Below are 14,750 nucleotides of genomic sequence, written 5' to 3' on the forward strand. Positions count from 1 at the left end.
TACGTTGGGCCCGTATGCGCGGGTGCACGGAGCGAGGCGTACGGGAACGGACCACTCCCCGGAACGGAGGGGGTCGCAGTGGCGACGAGCGAGGAGAGCGGCGTGGCGCGGCGGCGGTTCGACATGGTGGACGCCGCGGTGGTGCTGCTCGACGCGCGCATGGCGGTGGCCGGCTGGACCGGCGATGCCGAGCGGCTGTTCGGCTATCGCGGCGCCGAGGTCGTCGGCCGCGCCGTGGCCGAGCTGCTGATGCCCGAGGACGCCGAGCGCCTGCCCGACCTGACCCGCCGCTGCGGCCGCAACGGCGGCTGGACCGGGCTCCTCGCCGTACGTCACCGCGACGGGCACCCCGTCGTCACGACGGTGCGGGTCGTCCCGGCCGTGGAGGCCGCGGAAGGCCCGTCGCGCTGGGTGGTCCTGGCCGCCGACTCGACCGGCGCCGCGGGCTGGGACATGAGCCGCACGGTGCTGGAGCGGCTGGCCTCGCACTCACCCATCGGCATAGCGATCGTCGACGCGGACCTGCGGTACGTGTGGTCGAACGCGGCCCTGGAGCAGTTCGGCGGCGGACCCGCGCACCAGCGGATCGGCAAACGGCTCGCGGACATCCAGCCGGGCCTGAACGCCCAGGCCCTGGAGGCGGTGATGCGCCAGGTCCTGGAGACCGGCGAGGCCGTCGTCGGCTACGAACACGTCGGTACGGTCCGCTCGGCGCCGCACCGGGACACGGCCCACGCGATGTCGTTCACCCGGCTCGACGACGACCACGGCAACCCGATCGGCGTCTACTACACCGTCGTGGACGTCACCGAGCGCTACCGGGCCCGCCAGCGCCTCACCCTCCTGGACCAGGCCGGCAAGCGCCTCGGCCGCACCCTGGACGTCATGCAGACCGCCCAGGAGCTGGCCGACGTGGCGGTGCCGGGACTCGCCGACTTCGTCACCGTGGATCTGCTGGAGACCGTCCTCGAAGGGGGCGAACCCGTCGCCGGGCCGCTCAGCGGGACGGACGCGATGCCGCTGCGCCGGGCAGGACACCAGTCGGTGAACGAGGGCGTCCCCGAGGCCGTGGTCGAGATCGGCGAAGTGGCCGCCTACCTGCCCGAAGCACCCCCGATCCGCGCGCTGACCGGCGGCACCTCCTGGATCGAGGAGCGGCTCGACCCGCTGGCCCCGGAGTGGGCCACGGGCATCGCCGGCGACCGGGCCGCCACCTTCCTCGACCTCGGACTGCACACCGCGATGATCGTGCCGGTGCGGGCCCGCGGCACCATGCTCGGGATCACCACGTTCTTCCGGCGCCACCGGCAGGACCCCTTCGACCAGGACGACCTGGGCCTGGCCGAGGAGGTCGTCGGCCGCGCGGCCCTGTCCCTCGACAACGCCCGCCGCTACACCCGGGAGCGCGACGCGGCCCTCGTACTGCAGCGCCATCTGCTGCCGCACCGGCTCCCCGAGCAGGACGCGATGGAGGTCGCCGCCTGCTACCGGCCGGCCGACGAGCTGACCGGACTCGGCGGCGACTGGTTCGACGTCATCCCGCTGTCGGGCGCGCGCGTCGCCCTGGTGGTCGGCGACGTCGTCGGCCACGGCATCGAGGCCGCCGCGGCCATGGGCCGGCTGAGGGCCGCCGTACAGACCCTCGCCGACCTGGACCTGCCGCCCGAGGAGGTCCTCGCCCACCTCGACGACCTGGTCGACCGGGCCGGATACGAGGACGACGCCGAGGCGGCCCCGCGCGCCGACGGCGTACGGGCCAAGGGCGCCAGCTGTCTCTACGCGGTGTACGACCCGGTCGGCGGCCACTGTTCCATGGCCGCCGCGGGCCACGGCCTGCCCGCGATCGTCGCCCCGGACGGCACGGTCGACTTCCCCGAGCTGCCGCCGGGACCCGCGCTCGGCGTGAGCGGCCCGCCCTTCGAGTCGGTCGAACTGCCGCTCGCGGAAGGCAGCGTGCTCGCCCTGTGCACCGACGGCCTGCTCGCCGCCGAGGGGCCCGCGCCGCAGCGGGACGCCGCCGCCGACCGGGAGCGGCTGCGCCGGGTGCTCGAACGGCGGGCGCCCAGCCTGGACGACCGCTGCCAGGCCGTCGTGGAGGCGCTGGTCCCCGCCCGTCCTCCGGACGACGTGGTCCTGCTGATGGCCCGCGCCCGCCGCCTCGACGCGGAACGGACGGTGTCCTGGGAGCTGCCCAGGGACCCGGCGGCCGTCGCCGAGGTGCGCAAGCGGACATCACGGCAGCTGTGCGAGTGGGGCCTGGACGAGCTGACGTTCACCACCGAACTGGTCGTCAGCGAACTCGTCACCAACGCCATCCGGCACGCCTCCGGGCCGATAAGACTGCGGCTGATCATGTCCCGGACCCTGGTCTGCGAGGTCTGGGACGCCAGCCCCACCGCCCCGCACCTGCGTCACCCCAAGACGACCGACGAGGGCGGCCGAGGTCTGTTCCTGGTCTCCCAGTTCACCCAGCGCTGGGGCACCCGCTACACACAGGACGGCAAGATCATCTGGACCGAGCAGTCGCTCACGGGCCCGGAGATCTGAGCGGGCCGGCCACGTGGTGCGGCATGGCGTCGCATCGCAGTGGCGCGACACGTTTTCGCCGTGCCCGTTGTGCCTAACGGTGTATTAAGTCACTTTTGTCGCATAGTGCGTCCGGAGGTCTACCCCGGACCGGCCGCCCGCGCGCCCCCGCGGTTCACCTCCTCGTGCCCGTACCCAACGAGGAGTGACGCCTCATGTCCGACACCGTGTCCCGGCGGTCCGTCCTGCGCCTGCTGGGCGGCGCGACCGCCGTCGCCCTGGCCGCGACCGCGGGGCCCCCGTCCCTCGCGCACGCGGCCGCCGCCCGGCGACAACCGGCCGCGGGCCCCCGCGTCGAGGGACTGCTCACCAAGCTCACCCTGGACGAGAAACTCTCCCTGCTGCACGGCGCCACCGACCCCAAGGCCCTCGGCCAGGCCGGATACGTGCCCGGCGTGGAACGGCTCGGCATCCCGCCGCTCCGCCTCGCCGACGGCCCCGCCGGAGTCCGTGTCAAGCAGCACGCCACCGCCCTGCCCGCGCCCGTCCTGCTCGCCGCCGCCTTCGACCCCGGCCTCGCCCGCCGCTACGGCCAGGTCATCGGCCGCGAGGGCCGCGCCCTCGGCCAGGACGTGCTGCTCTCCCCGATGGTCAACCTCATCCGCACCCCGTACGCGGGCCGCAACTTCGAGACGTTCAGCGAGGACCCGCTGCTCTCCGCCGACCTCGTGGCCGAGGAGATCAAGGGCATCCAGAGCGAGGGCCTCATCGCGACCGTCAAGCACTACGCGATGAACAACCAGGAGAAGGACCGCGACTCCGTCGACGTACGGGTCGACGAGCAGACCCTCAACGAGGTCGAGCTGCGTGCCTTCGAGGCCGCCGTCGGCGCCGGCGCCCGCGCGGTCATGGGCGCCTACAACAAGGTCAACGGCACCTACGCCTGCGAGAGCAAGGAACTCCTCACCGGCATCCTCCGCGACCGCTGGGGCTTCGAGGGCTGGGTGATGACCGACTGGCACGCGGCCCACAGCACGGTCGCCTCGCTCACCGCGGGCCTCGACATGGAGATGCCGAACGGCAAGTACTTCGGGGCCGCGCTCAGGACGGCCGTCCAGAACGGGAGCGTCTCCGAGGAGTACGTCGACCGGGCGGTACGCCGCATCCTCACCACCATGGACGACTTCGGGATGCTCGACGGCAGCGCCCCGCCCCGCCCGGCACGCAACCCGTCGGCGGGCGCGGCGGTCGCCCTGGAGGTCGCCAAGGCGGGCGCCACCCTCCTGCACAACAGGAACGGCACGCTGCCCCTGACCGGCGAGGCCGCCCGCAGCGTCGCCGTCGTCGGCCCCACTGGCTCGCTGCCCTTCGTAAGCGGCGGCGGCAGCGCCCATGTGATCCCCGACCACGCCGAGCGCCCGCTGGACGCCATCAAGTCCCGTGCGGGACAAGGCGCCCAGGTGTCCTACGCGCTCGGCGAGGACCTCTTCGGCAAGCCCCTGCCCGACGACGCGCTCAGCGACGGCATCGACCCGGAGGGCCAGCGGATCGCCGCCGGGAAGACCTGGACGTACAAGGGGACACTCACCGTCGAGGACGAAGACGAGTGGACGTTCGTCATCCACTACTCCGGAACGCGGCCCAAGGTGCTCCTCGACGGAGTCGATCTCTTCCCGGTGGCGGCCGGGCTCGCGGAGCACTTCACGGGCGGCCTGGTGTCGGCCGCGCCCGACGGGCTCGCGGTGCGCCGCAGGACGCTCGATCTCGCCGCCGGAGAACACCGGGTCGAGATCACCGCGAAGGGCGGCACCCAGGGGCAGACGTTCCGGCTGCGGCACGCCACCGGGGCGACCCGCGCCCAGGACGTCGCCGAAGCGGTGAAGGCGGCCCGGGCCGCGGAGAGCGTCGTGCTCTTCGCGTACGAGGACGCCACTGAGAACCAGGACCGCACGACCCTCGCGCTCCCCGGCCACCAGGTCGGGCTGATCGAGGCGGTGACGGCGGTGAACCCCCGCACGACCGTCGTCCTCAACACCTCCTCCTCGACGTCGATGCCGTGGCTGGAGCGCACCGCCGCCGTGCTGCAGATGTACTACCCGGGCCAGGAGGGCGCGGCAGCCACCGCCGCCGTCCTGTTCGGCGACTGCGACCCCGGCGGACGGCTCACCCAGGCCTTCCCGGTGGACGACGACCACCACCCGGTCGCGGGCGACGTGCGCCGCTACCCGGGCGTGAACGGCGTCGAGGAGTACTCGGAGGGCGTCCACGTCGGCCACCGCTGGTACGACGCGGAGGACGTGCGGCCGCTGTTCCCGTTCGGGCACGGACTCTCGTACACCTCCTTCGTGTACGAGGGCCTGGGCGTGGAGCGGACCGGGGACGGGCTTGAGGTGGTGTTCACCGTGCGGAACACGGGACGGCGGGACGGGGTCGACATCCCGCAGGTCTATGTGGGCGCCTCGCCGGACCTCCAGGTCGACCAGGCCGAAAGGGTGTTGGGCGGCTATCAGCGGCTCGCGCTGAAGGCGGGGGAGTCGCGCCGGGTCACCGTGCACGTCGACGAGCGCACGCTCTCCTCGTGGGACGCGAAGCGGCACGGCTGGGTGCTCGGGACCGGGCGGCGGACCGTGTGGGTGGGCGCCTCGGCGGGTGAACTGCGGCTCAGCGGGAGGGCGCAGGTGTGAGGCCGATGGCACTCCGCGCGGTCCAAGTGACCGGGTAGGCTGCCCGGCGTGCGCTCGCGGCCGAGCGCACGCCGGGCCAGGCCCGGTCCGCGGTGAATCGGGAGGAACCGGCGTTGCACGTCCAGGAGTGGCTAGAGACAGTGCCCGCGGTCAGCATCTACGCGCTGGTGGGCCTGGTCATCGGCCTGGAGAGCCTGGGCATTCCACTGCCGGGCGAGATCATCCTCGTCTCCGCGGCGCTGCTCGCCTCCCAGCACGGTGACATCAACCCCGTGATCCTCGGCGCCTGTGCCGTCGCCGGCGCGATCGTCGGTGACTCCATCGGCTACGCCATCGGCCGCAAGGGCGGACGCCCACTGCTCGCCTGGCTCGGCGCGAAGTTCCCCAGGCACTTCAGCGAGGGCCATATCGCCACCGCCGAGAAGTCCTTCGAGAAGTGGGGCATGTGGGCCGTGTTCTTCGGCCGCTTCGTGGCCCTGCTGCGGATCTTCGCGGGCCCGCTCGCGGGTGTGCTGCGCATGCCGTACTGGAAGTTCCTCACCGCCAACGTCCTCGGCGGCATCCTCTGGGCCGGCGGCACCACCGCGGTCATCTACTACGTCGGCATCGTCGCCGAGTCCTGGCTCAAGCGCTTCTCCTGGCTCGGCCTGGTCCTGGCCCTCCTCATCGGCCTCACCTCGATGCTGGTCCTCAAGCGCAAGGCGAAGAAGGTCACGGCGGAACGCGAGGCCGAGCGGACGGCGGCCGAGCCGGTCCCGGCGACCGACTAGGCGACGACTGAGGGGCTGCACCCGATGACGGGGAGCAGCCCCGTTTCAGGGGCGCGGGGAACTGCGCGACCAGCCACGGCCGGCCCGCGGCCCGCGACGAACAATCAGCCCCCGTGTGCTTCCCGGTGCGCCTTCGCGAGTTCCACATACAACGTCCCGTTCAGCGAAATCCCCTCCCGCTCCTCCTCGGTGAGTTCTCGCTTGACCTTGGCGGGCACACCGGCGACAAGCGACCCCGGCGGCACCCGCATCCCCTGCGGCACCAGCGCCTGCGCGGCGACCAGCGACCCCGCCCCGATCACCGCCCCGTTCAGGATCGTCGCCCCCATCCCGACCAGACAGTCGTCCTCGACAGTGGCACCGTGCACCACGGCGTTGTGCCCGATGGACACCCGCTCCCCGACGGTGACGGGGAACCCGGGGTCGACATGCAGCGTGCAGTTGTCCTGCACGTTGCTGTCCGCGCCGATGACGATGGGCCCGCACTCGGCCCGCAGCACCGCCCCGTACCAGACGCTCGCGCCCGGGTGCAGCGTCACCTCGCCGAGCACCACGGACATCGGGGCGACGAACGCCTCCTGATCCACCTTCGGATCCTTGCCGCCCACGCCCGCGATCAGCGCCTTGTGCGTCATCGCCGTCTCCTCGTTCTCGTTGGTACCGGCACCGTAAGGGATGCGGCCACGCCACGGTGGGGCGAAGATCACAGGCGCCCGAGCTCTTGGCCGGACGTCACGCTGAGTACGGTGAGCGGGTGCCCAAGCGCAAGAACACGTTCTCATCCCGGCGGCGCCGACTCGTCCAGCGCGCCGTCCACGCGGGCTGGTCCTGGGTGCAACGGACGGGCGCGGTGACCGCCGAGCGACCCGGGCGGCTGCACTTCGGGGCGATGGGAACAGGTACCAGGCTGGCCTTCCCGCAGGGCACCGTCTTCGGTGAGCCGTGGATCCATCTCGGCGACCACTGCATCATCGCCGAACAGGTCACTCTGACCGCCGGGCTGATGCCCGACCTCGACCTCGGCCCGGACCCCATCCTCCGCATCGGGGACGGTGTCGTCCTCGGCCGCGGCAGCCATGTCATCGCCGACACGACGGTCACGATCGGCAGCGACTGCTACTTCGGTCCGTATGTGTACGTGACGTCCACCAACCACTCCTACGACGACCCCCACGAACCCATCGGCAAGCAGTGGCCGCGGATGGAGCCGGTGGAGATCGGCCCGGGCTGCTGGATCGGCACGGGCGCGGTGATCCTGCCCGGCGCGCGCATCGGGCGGAACGTCGTGGTCGCGGCCGGCGCGGTCGTACGCGGTGCCGTCCCCGACCATGCGGTGGTGGCCGGGGCGCCGGCCAGGGTCGTACGCCGCTGGACCCCCGGCGACGGCTGGCAGCCGCCCCTGCGCACGCCGGCGCCGGTGCCGATTCCCGACGGGGTCACGCCGGAACAGTTGCTCGCCCTGGCCGACCTGGACGCGGAGAGCATCGCCGGGTTGCGGGCCGTCGAGGGCGCCCACGAGGACGTACGAGCCGAGTCCTGACCGGCCGGGGGAGACGGCCGGGGACCTCCGGGGCCGGGGCCCGGTGGTCGCTCAGCCCGTGGCGAGCAGCACTGTGCCCACCAGCGCCAGGCCCGCCCCCGCCGCCTGGATCCCGCGCAGCCGTTCGCTGAGGAAGCCGCGCGCGGCGAGGGCCGTCACCACCGGGCAGAGAGAGGCGAGGACGGCGGCCACGGTGACCGGGCCGTGCTGGGCGGCCAGTGAGTACGTGCCGTTGGCGGCCACGTCCGCGAGTCCGACGAACGCCAGGGCCGGGAGGGACCCCCACGCGATCTTCGGGGGAGCCACGCTGCCGCGCCGGACGGCGACGTACAGGGCCGTGCCTCCCGTGACGACGTTCGTGACGCGCTGCACGAACAGGGCGAGGAAGAGGCCGGTGAGGGTGGACGACGCCTCGGCGATCAGGGCCATCACCGCACCGAAGCCGAATGCCGCGACCAGGGTGAGCAGTACGGCCTGCCGCTGCACGGGTGCGCCCCTGAAGTGCGGTCCGCCCGCGAGGACGACCCCCACGACGGCGACCGCGATACCCGCGAACTGGACCAGGCCCGGGCGCTCGCCGAGGACGAGGCCCACCGCCACGGGGACGGCGATGCTGAGCGAGGCGAGCGGCGAGACGACGCCCATCGGGCCGAGGGCGAGTGCCTTGTAGAAGGCCAGCATCCCGACGGGTCCGACGAGGCCGGCCGCCACCGCGAACCACAGCTGCGGACTCGCCTCGCTCCAGGCGCCGGTGACGAGGACGATCACGCCGAGCACGACGGCGGCGATCGACTGCGAGACGACCACGACCGTCAGCGCGGGCGTACGTCGTGCCAGCAGCCCTCCGCCGAAGTCGGCCAGCCCCCAGAGGAGGCTTGTGGCCAGGGCGAACAGCGCTGTCATCCGATGCCTCGCAGTACAGTTCGATGAACGATTCGGTGCACCACACCGTAGTTCAGTTCATTGAACTCTGTCATCCAGAATATTGAACGAATCTCATGGGGGCCGAGCCTCATGAGGACCACGAGAACAATTGGACGGAAAGTGTCGGATCTCGACCTCCTGACCCAGTCCCTGGCGCGCAGCGTCAAGCGCTGGCGCACCGAGCGCGGCTTCACCCTGGACACGCTCGCGGCCCGCGCCGGGGTCAGCCGCGGCATGCTCATCCAGATCGAGCAGGCCCGCACCAACCCCAGCCTGGGCACCGTCGTCAAGATCGGTGACGCGCTCGGCATCAGCATCACCACGCTGCTCGACTACGAGCAGGGACCGAAGGTCCGGATCGTCCCGGCCGACCAGGCCGTTCGGCTCTGGCACACCGACGCGGGCAGCTACAACCGGCTCCTCGCGGGCACCGAGGCGCCCGGCCCGCTGGAGATGTGGGACTGGCTGCTGATGCCGGGCGAGGGCAGCCCCTCCGACCCGCACCCCACGGGAACGGTCGAGCTCCTGCATGTCACGAAGGGCGAGCTGACGCTCACCGTCGACGGCGAGGAGTACCGCGTCCCCGCGGGCGCGAGCGTCTCCTTCGAGGCCAACACCCCTCACACGTACGCCAATTCGGGCGACGTACCGCTGGAGATGGTCATGGCCGTGTCGGTCCCGGGCGTGCACTGAGACCCTCGTCCGGCGCTGTGCGCACGGCTGTTAGCGTGCCGTCATGCGCGCACCCATCGGACAATTCGACGACGCCACCCCCGCTCCCGACTGCCTCGACACACTGACCCGCCCGGTCGCCGACGCCGTACGCCAGTGGCGCGGCAGCGTCCCCGCCGACCAGATCGTGTACGTCGACACCGAGCCGGAGTGGGCCGACACCGCCACCTTCGTCGAGCACTACGGCAAGGACCTCCTCGACCGGTCGGCCAACTGCGTGGTCGTCGCGGGCAAGCGGGGAGGGGAGAGCACGCTCGCCGCGTGTGTCGTGCTCTCGACCACCCGCGTCGACGTGAACGGCGCCGTGCGCCGCCAACTCGGCGCGCGCAAGGCCTCGTTCGCGTCGATGGACACGGCGACCGGCGAGACCGGCATGGAGTACGGCGGCATCACGCCGATCGGACTCCCCGCCGACTGGCCGGTGTTGGTGGACTCGGCGGTGGTCGATCTCCCGTACGTGCTGGTCGGCAGCGGTCGCCGGCGGGGGAAGCTGCTCGTTCCGGGGAAGGTGTTCGCGGAGCTGCCGAACGCCGTGGTGCTGGAGGGACTCGGGGTCGCCTGACCCTTTCCGTTTCCGTCAGGCGGTCGTGTGGTGGGCCAGGGCGAGATGGGGGTCCGTCTCGCCCGGCGCGGGTGACGGGTCCGCGTGGACCAGGGCCGCGGTGAGTCCCGGGACGGCGTGCAGCAGGGCGTGTTCGGCCTCGACCGCGATGCCGTGGGCCTGCCGTACGCTCGCCTCGCCGTCGACTACCACCGCCACCTCGGCCCGCAGCCGGTGACCGATCCAGCGCAGCCGCAGCTCACCCACCGCCTGCACGCCCGGCACCTCGCGCAGCGCCCGCTCGGCCGTGTCGACCAGTTCCGGGTCGATCGCGTCCATGACCCGGCGGAAGACCTCGCGCGCGGCGTCGCGCAGCACCAGCAGCAGGGCGACCGTGATGGCCAACCCGACCACCGGGTCGGCGAGTTGCCAGCCGAGCGCGGCGCCGCCCGCGCCGAGAAGCACGGCGAGCGAGGTGAATCCGTCGGTGCGCGCGTGCAGCCCGTCCGCGACGAGCGCCGCCGAGCCGATCTCGCGGCCGACGCGGATGCGATAGCGGGCCACCCACTCGTTGCCCGCGAAGCCGATGACGGCCGCCGCGGCGACGATCGGGATGTGCTCGACCGGGCGCGGCGCGAACAGCCGGTCGACGGCCGTCCAGCCCGCGAAGACCGCGGACGCGGCGATCGTCAGCACGATCGCGAGTCCCGCCAGGTCCTCGGCCCGGCCGTAGCCGTACGTGAACCGGCGCGTCGCCGCCCTTCTACCCAGCACGAAGGCGATGCCGAGCGGTACGGCGGTGAGCGCGTCCGCCGCGTTGTGCACGGTGTCGCCGAGCAGCGCGACCGAACCGGAGACCGCGACGACCACCGCCTGGGCCACCGCGGTCACGCCGAGGACGGCCAGCGAGATCCAGAGGGTGCGGATGCCTCGGGCCGAGGACTCGAGGGCCGGGTCGACCTTGTCGGTGGACGCGTGGGAGTGGGGCTTGAGGAGGTGGGCGACGCGGTGGGCGAGACGGTGACGGAGGTCGTGGCGGAGGCCTTGGCGGGCGCGGGGCGGGTGCCCGGCGCCGTGCTCGTGGCCGGGGGCGCCGCGGTCCTGCCGGTGCCCGTGGTGGTGATGCCCCTGCCCGTGCTCGTCCTGGTGGCTGTGCCCGTGGTGCCCGGCGCTCACATGGATCCCCTTTCCGGTTTCCGGTGTGCTTGATTCCGGTGTGCTCGGTGGACTCGACGACGCCCACGGAGCCATTATGTGCGTATGAGCGCACGCATGCACCTGTCACCTGCGAACGATGAGCACCCGCGCACGCCGGGCGAGGAGCAGTTCGCCCTCGCCGCGGAGGTTCTCGCCCTCCTGGGGGACCGCACCAGGCTCGTCCTGCTGCACGCCCTGGCCGAGGACGAGGCCGACGTCACGACGCTGACGGAGCGCTGCGGAGCGGCCCGTCCGGCCGTCAGCCAGCATCTGGCGCGGCTGCGGCTCGCGGGTCTCGTCAACACGCGCAAGGAGGGCCGCAGGGTGATCTACTCCCTGCGCGACGGCCACCTGCGCCGGGTCGTGGACGAGGCCCTGAACCTGGCCGACCACCGGCTGAGCGACCGGCCGACGCACGACTGAGGCGGCCTGTTTCGGCCAGGGCCCTCGGGTACTCGGGGCGTGAGCCGGAAACCGCCTCCGGGCGCGGGACGCCGATGCGGGTGATGCTGGAGGTGACGGAACCACGGCCCCGAGGGCGCTTCCGACGCTGCCGGACGTCCGCGTACGCCGGTCGGCCCGATTCAGGACGGTACTGCCATGAACCGCGACGCAACACTCCGAAGCGACGTCATCTCCAGCCATGCGGTGGTCGGCGCCCCGTGCTGGGTCAGCCTGACGGCGCGCGACCAGCAGGCCGCGGAGGACTTCTACCGGGCGGTGCTCGGCTGGCGGTTCCGGGAGGCCAGGCTGATGGACCGGTTCCGGATCGCGTACGCGGAAGGGGTGCCCGTGGCCGGCATCGCCGCCGTGGCCTCCATGTGGCAGATGGCCGTCGCCTGGACCCCGTACTTCGCCGTGGACAGCGCGGACGAGGCCGTCGCCCGTGGCCAGGAGCGCGGCGGTACGACGGCGGTCGGGCCCATCGGCTTCCCGCCGGGCCGAGCCGCCCTGCTGGCCGACCGAGACGGCGCCGTCTTCGGCATCTGGGAGGGCCAGCTCGTCGCCGGCTGGGAGACCTGGCGCCGGGCGGCCCCGGCCTTCCTGCGGCTGCACACGCGCAACGCCTTCGACGCCGCGATGTTCTACGGGGAGGTCCTGGAGTGGGCCACCTCGGAACCCGGCTGCATCGAGGTCCACTACGACGGCGACGAGGTCGTGCTGCGCAGCGACGGCGACGTGGTGGCCCGTATCCACTCCGGTGCGGTGGAGGCGGCGCCCGATCCCACGGTCCGGCCGCACTGGCAGGTCCACTTCGCGGTCGACGACGTCGACGCGTGCGTGAGTGCGGCGCTGGCCCACGGGGGCAGAGTCCAGGAGGGCGCGTCCTCGCAGGAGGCGGTGCTGCGGGACCCCGACGGCGCGCAGTTCACGGTCGCGTCGCGGAAGGAGCGGTGAGGCCGTGCCTGCCGGAACGATGGGATCGCGCCACCAGAATGAATGCCTCCGGCTGAAAAAAGCCCATCAATGACCGGAATTGATGAACGTGGCACTGGGTTATCCGCGAATCGATCGAAACCGCTTGCTTCCGCCGCGTCACCACGCGTAGACCTGTCCCCCGCAACACTTGTGTTTCGGGGGGATGTTGGCATATGCAAGGAACTGTCGACGGATTCAGCTATGGAATGGTCACGCCGCTGGCCGCCTACGTCATGGCATGCCTGGGGGCGGCCCTGGGGCTGCGCTGCATCACTCGGTCACTGCGCAACGACCAGTCGTGGAAGCCGGGCTGGCTGGCGCTGGGAGCGGCATCGATCGGATGCGGAATATGGACGATGCATTTCATCGCCATGATCGGATTCCAGGTCGAGGAAAGCCGTATTCGCTATGACGTCGGCCTGACGATTCTCAGCCTCGCCGTGGCGATTGTCGTCGTCGGCCTGGGAGTTTTCGCCGTCGGCTACCGCGGCGCGAACACGGCGACCCTCCTCATGGCGGGCACCTTCACGGGCATCGGGGTCGCAGCCATGCACTACATAGGCATGGCTGCCATCCGCGTGAACGGCAGCCTGCAGTACGACGTCCGCACCGTGGCCCTCTCCGTCGTGATCGCCATCCTCGCCGCGACCGCCGCACTCTGGGCCGCGGTCGCGATCCGCGGCTTCATGACCAGCCTGGGGGCCAGCCTCGTCATGGGCGTCGCCGTCTCCGGCATGCACTACACGGGCATGGCGGCCGTCAGCGTGCACCTCCACGACGCGACCGGCTCGCCAGGCGCCGGCGGCTCCGCCTACACGCTCCTGCTCCCCATGCTCCTCGGCCCCGCCCTCTTCCTGCTGCTCGCGGGAGTGGTCGTGATGTTCGACCCGATGCTGGTCCTCGGGGACGGCGACTGGAGGCGACCCGTCACCGGCCGACGTGCGCCCACGCGGCAGGCGGCCTGGGCCGAAGAGTCCGGCTCCCTTTTCGAGGCGCCGTCCGACGCGAGTCGGCGCGCGTACGGGCAGGCGGCGCCGGCACCGCGCAACCTGTGAGCGCGCGCCGGCTCCGCGGCCCGGCGCGGGATCTCGATCGCCGGGCAGCGGGCCGTTCTCCCTCGCCGGTCCGCTTCAGCGGGTTCGTCGGTCCGCTTCAGCGGGTTCGTCGGTCCGCTTCAGCGGGCAGTGGTCACGCCGGGTCGATGCGGGAGACGCTGCCACCGATGGCGAGCACGTACAGCTCGCCGTCGCCGCTCTGTACGAACGAGATGACCTCCCCGCCGTTGACTCCGAGGTCGCTCTCGCCGGTCACCTTCCCGTTCCTCATCCGCAGGGTGCGCAGAGTCCCGTCGCAGTAGTCGCTGAACACGTACTGCCCCCTGAGGGCCGGTATCGCCCTGCCGCGGTAGACGTATCCGCCGGTCACCGAGCAGCCCAGCCCGGTGCGGTCGTACTCGTGGACCGGCGGCACGTGGTTCGCGGGTTCCGTGCCGCCGCGGAAGGGATGGGTGCCCTCCATCTGGGACCAGCCGTAGTTCTCGCCGCCCCTGCTCTTCGCCGGGGCCCAGTCGATCTCCTCCCAGTCGCTCTGGCCGACGTCACCGATCAGCAGGTCGCCGGTGTGTGCGTCGAAGGAGAACCGCCATGGGTTGCGCAGCCCGTACGCCCAGATCTCGTCCTTCGCGTTCGGGTCGTTCACGAAGGGGTTGTCCCGCGGGATCGCGTACGGCTTGCCGCCCTGCGGGTCGATCCGCAGCATTTTGCCGAGCAGCGTGTCGAGGTTCTGTCCGTTGCCGTGCGGGTCGCCGCCCGAGCCGCCGTCGCCGAGCGCGATGTAGAGGTAGCCGTCGGGGCCGAACCTGATGTCACCGCCGTTGTGGTTCGGGTAGGGCTGCGTCTGGGTGATGACGGTGCGCCGGGTGTTCGGCCGGATCTTGCCGTTCCGTACGGCGAACTCGTCGACGGTGCTGGTGCCTTCGAGGTTCGTGTACGAGATGTAGAAGTGCGCGAACCGCTTGTCGAACGCGATGCCCAGCAGGCCGCGTTCGCCGTCGGTGGTGGTGTCGCCGGATATGTCGAGGACGGGTTCGCCGAGCCCCTTGTCGTCCAGGACCCGTACCGTGCCCGCGCGTTCGGCTATCCAGACCGTGCCACCGGGCCCGGCGGCGCCGGCGATCGGGTTCTGGGCTTTGGCCACTTCCCTCAGCGCGACCTTCGCCGCCTGACGTGGGGCGGCGGGCTCGTCGGCGGACGCGGTGGTCAGGGCGAGGGATGCGACGAGGCAGATGGTGCCGATGAACGCCGTGCTTCGGGTGCGAACTTTCACCGTGACCCTCCATGAGGCGGGGAGTGGGGAAGTCACCCGGCTGCCTGGGGCAGGGTTGTGTGGGTGTCGCCCGAGCCAGCACGCAACCTGGG

13 protein-coding genes are annotated in these 14,750 nt (G+C 71.9%); 9 read left to right on the forward strand and 4 right to left on the reverse strand.

Annotated elements, in window-relative coordinates; all coding sequences use genetic code 11:
- Positions 1-78: 78 nt before the first annotated feature.
- The 3 genes from QF035_RS43080 (at position 79) to QF035_RS43090 (ending at position 5,980) form a co-directional block, all read left to right on the forward strand.
- On the forward strand, positions 79-2,547 hold the full coding sequence (locus QF035_RS43080) for a SpoIIE family protein phosphatase (RefSeq protein WP_307526951.1): 2,469 nt from the start codon (positions 79-81) through the stop codon (positions 2,545-2,547).
- Between the two features lie 194 nt (positions 2,548-2,741).
- Complete coding sequence (locus tag QF035_RS43085) at positions 2,742-5,210, forward strand: beta-glucosidase family protein (protein ID WP_307526953.1); 2,469 nt, start codon at positions 2,742-2,744, stop codon at positions 5,208-5,210.
- 113 nt (positions 5,211-5,323) lie between these two features.
- Positions 5,324-5,980, forward strand: a complete 657-nt coding sequence (locus tag QF035_RS43090) for a DedA family protein (protein ID WP_307526955.1) — start codon at positions 5,324-5,326, stop codon at positions 5,978-5,980.
- 104 nt (positions 5,981-6,084) lie between these two features.
- On the opposite strand, the gene QF035_RS43095 is transcribed toward QF035_RS43090, so the two are convergent.
- Entirely contained in the window at positions 6,085-6,615 is a 531-nt protein-coding gene (locus QF035_RS43095; RefSeq protein WP_307526957.1) for a gamma carbonic anhydrase family protein, read from the reverse strand.
- Between the two features lie 119 nt (positions 6,616-6,734).
- On the opposite strand from QF035_RS43095, the gene QF035_RS43100 reads away from it, so the two are divergent.
- Positions 6,735-7,520: an acyltransferase gene (locus tag QF035_RS43100; RefSeq protein ID WP_307526959.1), complete on the forward strand. Its 786-nt coding sequence runs from the start codon at positions 6,735-6,737 to the stop codon at positions 7,518-7,520.
- A 51-nt stretch (positions 7,521-7,571) separates the two neighbouring features.
- Here QF035_RS43100 and QF035_RS43105 read toward each other — a convergent pair whose 3' ends face one another.
- Positions 7,572-8,423, reverse strand: a complete 852-nt coding sequence (locus tag QF035_RS43105) for a DMT family transporter (RefSeq protein ID WP_307526960.1) — start codon at positions 8,421-8,423, stop codon at positions 7,572-7,574.
- 141 nt (positions 8,424-8,564) lie between these two features.
- Between QF035_RS43105 and QF035_RS43110 the strand changes: the two genes are divergently transcribed.
- Positions 8,565-9,137 (forward strand): helix-turn-helix domain-containing protein, encoded by a 573-nt coding sequence (locus QF035_RS43110; protein WP_055610810.1) that lies wholly within the window; start codon positions 8,565-8,567, stop codon positions 9,135-9,137.
- A gap of 43 nt (positions 9,138-9,180) precedes the next feature.
- A complete protein-coding gene (locus QF035_RS43115) occupies positions 9,181-9,738 on the forward strand; it encodes a YbaK/EbsC family protein (protein WP_307526961.1) in 558 nt (185 codons plus the stop codon).
- A 15-nt stretch (positions 9,739-9,753) separates the two neighbouring features.
- Here the strand turns inward: QF035_RS43115 and QF035_RS43120 are convergent, their stop codons facing one another.
- Positions 9,754-10,893: a cation diffusion facilitator family transporter gene (locus QF035_RS43120; RefSeq protein WP_307526962.1), complete on the reverse strand. Its 1,140-nt coding sequence runs from the start codon at positions 10,891-10,893 to the stop codon at positions 9,754-9,756.
- Between the two features lie 84 nt (positions 10,894-10,977).
- Between QF035_RS43120 and QF035_RS43125 the strand changes: the two genes are divergently transcribed.
- From QF035_RS43125 to QF035_RS43135, 3 genes are all read left to right on the forward strand, one after another.
- On the forward strand, positions 10,978-11,337 hold the full coding sequence (locus tag QF035_RS43125; RefSeq protein ID WP_055610813.1) for an ArsR/SmtB family transcription factor: 360 nt from the start codon (positions 10,978-10,980) through the stop codon (positions 11,335-11,337).
- A gap of 177 nt (positions 11,338-11,514) precedes the next feature.
- Positions 11,515-12,312, forward strand: a complete 798-nt coding sequence (locus tag QF035_RS43130; protein ID WP_307526963.1) for a VOC family protein — start codon at positions 11,515-11,517, stop codon at positions 12,310-12,312.
- 194 nt (positions 12,313-12,506) lie between these two features.
- Positions 12,507-13,388 (forward strand): MHYT domain-containing protein, encoded by an 882-nt coding sequence (locus QF035_RS43135; RefSeq protein WP_307526964.1) that lies wholly within the window; start codon positions 12,507-12,509, stop codon positions 13,386-13,388.
- Between the two features lie 133 nt (positions 13,389-13,521).
- Here QF035_RS43135 and QF035_RS43140 read toward each other — a convergent pair whose 3' ends face one another.
- Complete coding sequence (locus QF035_RS43140; protein WP_307526966.1) at positions 13,522-14,658, reverse strand: PQQ-dependent sugar dehydrogenase; 1,137 nt, start codon at positions 14,656-14,658, stop codon at positions 13,522-13,524.
- Between the last annotated feature and the right edge of the window lie 92 nt (positions 14,659-14,750).

The organism is Streptomyces umbrinus (assembly GCF_030817415.1).
Classification (GTDB): domain Bacteria; phylum Actinomycetota; class Actinomycetes; order Streptomycetales; family Streptomycetaceae; genus Streptomyces; species Streptomyces umbrinus_A.